Raw genomic sequence first — 4,600 nt, forward strand, 5'->3', positions numbered from 1 at the left:
ATTTCCTGTCGCTAGAGATGCCACAGTGGATGATTGTCATCTTTGGCGCTTGTCTGGTGGTAGCAGCGATCATTTTGCTTGCGCAGTTCTTCCCTCCTCGCAAACGCGACCTCTTTTCCCGCTGATGGCAGTATGAAGGCATGATAGAGTCGCCACGCAGCAACCATAAGATCATCTTCCTATTTATAAAAAATTATCACAGAATGACTAAAAAACGGCCTAGGCCTTATTCATTTCGTTTTCACAATGCTCCTGTGCCTGCCATTAGCTGTCAAAAAGACATTGAAAGCGTCTAACACTAGAGCATTCGTGCCGTATTTTACCGGTAAGAAGTCTTTCATCGCCGGCTTTTATCACACCCCTGTATTAGCCGTATTCTATTTATTGTTACCCCACAGTGCAGTGCATGACGTGTTTATAAACAGAGAGTAATGTTAAGCTTCAATACCGCTTTACTGGCTCATGGCGTGCTGAGCAATGACAGGACATATAATAAGTAATAACTACTTTATTTACCTGCATATCATTTATTTATGATATATATATAATATAACAGTTATCTTTAATTTCCATCATATTTATGTAATGTATTTATTGCTATACATTGCTTATGAATTGCATACGCATAATATGAATAACTCATTGCACAACTAACCAACGTCTAGCGTCGGCTGTTTACATTATTGTTATCTGAAGAAGGTATGATAGCGCTAATAGCGCTTGGTTTATTCATTCAACTGCCAATACCATAACAAGAGGAAGGATATGAATGCAATTTCCAGGTAGCACGATATGCTTAATAAACGAAAAGATAAAACACGGCCGAATACATAAATTAGATTCAATATCAACAGAGCAACCCGCATACAAAACCCTCTCTCTGACAATGATAAACCGCAAAGACAAGTTAGAGGCGATATCGAATACATCACACCCACATTGGCCTAGAACTAAAGACGTTAAGCAAAGCAGGATGCTGCAGAAAGCGAAGGAGGAACATAATATCGTTAATCATTAGCGTCAAATCCAGCGGCTACTCTCACGCCGGTGATTCCCTGAGCAACTTGTTGCTCGTTAGCCTGTTTCAACACCGCACCAATCAAGATAGCCAACCCCACCTTAGATGCACTTCCCCCGGATCGGTAGGAATAACCATTAGCTTGACGAATATCGCAAGCGTAGTCTCTGGCCTGATAGACAGCACCGGTTCACTGGGATGGCGCTGCCTATTTCCGTAAAATAATTACGGTGTTGCTGCTGACGCACACCACATTGCTAACTGGAAAATCCAATAGTGCGCTCTGCTAATTTCTATACTGATACATTGCTCTCTCTTAAAATCGTTAACACCATGTTTACCTGTTTAACGCCGTTATCGTATATCATACGCCAGACGACGCAAAGGGGTTGGCCCCACGGTGCATTTCTTCCGCCGCCGAGCGCGCTGGCGTCCAGCGACGGTATTGACAGTCCATGCGCGGGCGTAGACGATGACATCCGCCTCGTATAGGCTGATCGCCCTTTGCCCCTTAGGGGTGTCCATTCCTTGAAGAAAAATATCGAGAGTGCCGTCGCAATGCTGATGCGAAAACCATCGCCCAGACGGAAACCTGTATATCACCCACTAGCATGAAGATCAATGCGGCTCCGCCCGCATTGCCGGCAAAAAGACGAGACGCGGAGCATCTGCGTAGGTGATAGTATCATACCCTGCTAGCCTAATACGCCGTCGGGGCAAGGCAGAGGATACCGGTAAACTAGGTAAGACTCGCCAATGAGCACCATCTCTCGCGGGCGTACGGCCCAGCGAGGCTGCCGCCGTTAGCTTAACTCTCAGAATCGCGAATGGAATAATTGATTCAGCCACTCAAGTGCAGCGCTGGGCATTGCGCCGGTGGAAACTATGGGTGAATGATCAGGCTTTTTAGGCGTGATGATGCTGGGTCAATAAATTTTCCACTGGTGGTGGGACTTGCAGATAGAAGCCCTGCTCTTTAACTAATTCTTTTACTTTTCCTATATCTGCTGAAGCGAGTTTTTTTCTACCGTCTAAAGGTAAAATCATTGAGAATAGCGGTTTGCCAAAGTGTACCATTAAATCGGACGGGACGCGGGCAAAATCCTCTCTTCTTTCGACAAAAAGATAGGTCTGATCCTGTTTTGAACTTCGATAGATCACACAAAACATATTTATTATTCTATTTCCGTGGTCTAGTGTATTGCCTGTATATAGCGGTAACTATAACATAAATACATTACTAAGGAATATCGCCTCCCGTGACGAATCGGGAAATTACACGTACTAAGACCGAGTCAGAATAAATGTCGCAAACGCCAATTGAGTTGAAAGGCAGTAATTTTACTTTATCGGTAATTCATGTGCATGATGCGCAACCAGAGGAAATCCGTCGAGCGATAGAAGAAAAAGTCGAACAAGCATCTGGATTTTTGAAAGATGCGCCAGTCGTTATCAACGTTGCCGGCCTCAGTCGCGACACGCACTGGGAGGCGCTGTCACAGGCGGTGCTGGCGACCGGCCTGCATGTGATCGGCGTCAGCGGCTGTCGCGATACGAAACTGAAACAGGCGATCATTCGCAGCGGGTTGCCACTTCTGACCGAAGGCAAAGCGCTAAAGCGCAGCGTCTACGAGGCGCCAACTCCGGCGCAGACGGTGGTAAAAACTCGGCTTATCAATACGCCAGTGCGCTCCGGGCAGCAAATTTACGCCCGCAATAGCGATCTGATTGCTACCAGTAACGTTAGCGCCGGCGCCGAGCTTATTGCCGATGGCAATATCCATATTTATGGCATGATGCGGGGCCGCGCGGTGGCCGGTGCATCGGGCGACGGAGAGTGCCAGGTTTTCTGTATCCACTTCTCTCCGGAGCTCGTATCCATCGCTGGCCAGTATTGGTTAAGCGATCAAATTCCAGCCGAATTTTCAGGTAAAGCCGCGCGGTTATGTCTACAGGAAGGTACGCTTACTATTCATCCTTTAATTTAGCCCTTGACAAGGAATCCATTTATGGCACGCATTATAGTTGTTACTTCGGGTAAAGGGGGGGTTGGCAAGACCACATCGAGCGCGGCCATCGCTACCGGTCTCGCCCACAAAGGAAAGAAAACCGTCGTAATAGATTTCGATATCGGACTTAGAAACCTCGATTTGATCATGGGTTGTGAGCGCCGGGTAGTCTATGACTTCGTTAATGTCATCCAGGGTGATGCCACGCTGAATCAAGCGTTGATAAAAGATAAGCGAACCGAGAACTTGTATATATTGCCCGCGTCCCAAACGCGAGATAAAGATGCCCTGACCCGCGATGGAGTGGAAAAGGTATTGAATAATCTCAACACGATGGAATTCGATTTTGTCGTTTGTGATTCACCGGCCGGTATTGAAACTGGTGCCCTGATGGCGCTGTATTTTGCCGATGAAGCGATTATCACTACCAACCCTGAAGTGTCGTCAGTGCGCGACTCCGACCGTATTCTGGGCATTCTATCGTCTAAATCGCGCCGTGCCGAAAGCGGTCAAGACTCCATTAAAGAGCACCTGCTTCTGACACGTTACAATCCGGGACGCGTCAGCCGAGGCGACATGCTCAGTATGGAAGATGTCATTGAAATTCTACACATTCCTCTGGTAGGTGTGATCCCGGAGGATCAATCGGTGTTGAGGGCTTCCAACCAGGGAGAGCCGGTAATTCTCAATGAGGAATCTGATGCTGGCCAAGCCTATTCAGATGTGGTTGATCGTCTGTTAGGAGAAGAACGTCCTTTCCGCTTCATCGAAGAAGAGAAGAAGGGATTCCTGAAACGCCTATTTGGGGGATAATCTATGGCATTACTTGACTTTTTTCTCTCCCGTAAAAAAACGACAGCCAATATAGCCAAGGAACGGCTGCAGATCATTGTTGCCGAGCGGCGCAGAGGTGATAACGAACCGCATTATCTGCCGCAGCTGAAACGTGACCTGCTTGATGTCATCAGTAAATATGTGCAAATAGACCCCGAAAGGCTTTCGGTCCAATTGGAAAAAAAGGATGGGGATATCTCTATCCTAGAGCTGAACTTGATACTGTCGGAAACGGAAGAAAGCACAAAATGAACTCCAAAGTCTCTTCTGCCTCCTACCTAACGGTAGGAGGCTCGTGGCCTCATACGCCAGTCACGCCATTTATTCCGCTCGCCGCCTAGGCGCGCGTTTCGCTCTTACCATGGGACAATAACGCCAGTAATTCTGCTTCGAACAGCACAACCGCGCCATCCGCTTATCAACTCCGTCTGCCGCGCAGTGGGATTACACCCCAAACCAAGCTGATTAACTGGTTGATCTGACGCTTGGACGCCAGAAGTTCACTGCTTATCCCCGTCTTGTTAGCCATCAGTTGTATCTGTTCTTTCAGTGCCTTAATCGTCTGGGCGATAACTGGGACGATCGATAAGATCGAGTACCAGCGGATGCAACGCCGTGTCCGATAGTGCCTGAGCCTCCTGCACCTAAGATAGCAGCGCCTGGCCGTAGAAACAGATTTCGGGCCCGCTGAGGCCAAGCTGCTCTAGCTCGCCAAGAGATCCCGGCATATAGCGCGCCC

4 protein-coding genes and 2 pseudogenes are annotated in these 4,600 nt (G+C 47.8%); 4 read left to right on the top strand and 2 right to left on the bottom strand.

The genetic code is table 11. The annotated features are described in order from the left end of the window. Positions 1-125, top strand: a pseudogene (locus tag BG74_RS16530) (disulfide bond formation protein DsbB); the annotation flags it as partial. A gap of 1,799 nt (positions 126-1,924) precedes the next feature. Here BG74_RS16530 and BG74_RS03865 read toward each other — a convergent pair. After that, positions 1,925-2,188 (bottom strand): YcgL domain-containing protein, encoded by a 264-nt coding sequence (locus BG74_RS03865; protein ID WP_066596729.1) that lies wholly within the window; start codon positions 2,186-2,188, stop codon positions 1,925-1,927. A 134-nt stretch (positions 2,189-2,322) separates the two neighbouring features. Here BG74_RS03865 and minC point away from each other — a divergent pair, with 134 nt between their 5' ends. From minC to minE, 3 genes are read left to right on the top strand one after another with little or no spacing between them, the layout of a single operon-like run. Beyond that, the gene (gene minC, locus BG74_RS03870) at positions 2,323-3,006 is read left to right on the top strand and encodes a septum site-determining protein MinC (protein ID WP_066596730.1); all 684 of its coding nucleotides are present in this window, start codon (positions 2,323-2,325) and stop codon (positions 3,004-3,006) included. Positions 3,007-3,027: 21 nt separating this feature from the next. Continuing rightward, complete coding sequence (gene minD / locus BG74_RS03875; RefSeq protein WP_066596731.1) at positions 3,028-3,840, top strand: septum site-determining protein MinD; 813 nt, start codon at positions 3,028-3,030, stop codon at positions 3,838-3,840. 3 nt (positions 3,841-3,843) lie between these two features. Continuing rightward, the gene (minE, locus tag BG74_RS03880; protein ID WP_066596732.1) at positions 3,844-4,113 is read left to right on the top strand and encodes a cell division topological specificity factor MinE; all 270 of its coding nucleotides are present in this window, start codon (positions 3,844-3,846) and stop codon (positions 4,111-4,113) included. Positions 4,114-4,217: 104 nt separating this feature from the next. Here the strand turns inward: minE and BG74_RS16535 are convergent. Further along, positions 4,218-4,600: pseudogene (locus BG74_RS16535) on the bottom strand (ribonuclease D); the annotation flags it as partial.

Source organism: Sodalis-like endosymbiont of Proechinophthirus fluctus, from assembly GCF_001602625.1.
Classification (GTDB): Bacteria; Pseudomonadota; Gammaproteobacteria; order Enterobacterales; family Enterobacteriaceae.